This is a genomic window from Streptomyces sp. SID13726 (assembly GCF_010548375.1).
Lineage (GTDB): Bacteria > Actinomycetota > Actinomycetes > Streptomycetales > Streptomycetaceae > Streptomyces.
The window spans coordinates 1-562 of record NZ_JAAGLY010000212.1; the positions used below are offsets into that span (position 1 = coordinate 1).

A 562-nucleotide genomic window follows, 5' to 3' on the forward strand; every position below is an offset into this window, starting at 1 on the left:
GGTCGCCGCGGATCTTGATGAGCCCCGCGCCCAGCTCGACCCGGAACAGGCACCACCGGGCCGCCAGCAGGACCAGCACCGGGGGAGCGACGCCCCCGCCTGACGACCCCAGCCAGCCCACGAGGAACGTCACCTCGCACAGCAGCGACTCCCAGCCGAACCCGTAGAACCGCTGCCCGGCGTTGACCACCGACAGGTACGCCGCCCACAGGAGCAGGAACGCGAGCGTCGTCACCCACCACGGGCCGCGCTGGGGGAGCCCCACGACGAGCAGCCCCGCGAGGACCACCCCGCACCACGCCTTCCCCGTCACGAACCGGTCGCCGCACCGCCACCGGAGCACGCTCGGCCCGTCCCGCCACGACGTGCGGTCCACGAACGCCGCCAGGGGCAGCAGCCCGTGCTGCTGCGCGGAGACCCCTATGGCCTGCACGCCTTCGAGGAGCCCGCCGCCGGCGGCCTCGCCGAGGGAGAGCAGCCAGGCCTGGGGGTCGGTCTCGTGGGGGTGGACGCTCTCGGGATCGCCCGCGGGCTGCGGATGCGGGGCGTACCCCTGGCGCAG

General features: G+C 75.1%; 1 protein-coding gene. It reads right to left on the reverse strand.

Features of this window, described 5'->3' with window-relative positions; translation table 11 throughout:
• Positions 1 to 562 (reverse strand): lipase maturation factor family protein (locus G3I78_RS47235; protein ID WP_343244027.1); only part of this gene is annotated, 562 nt, incomplete at both ends.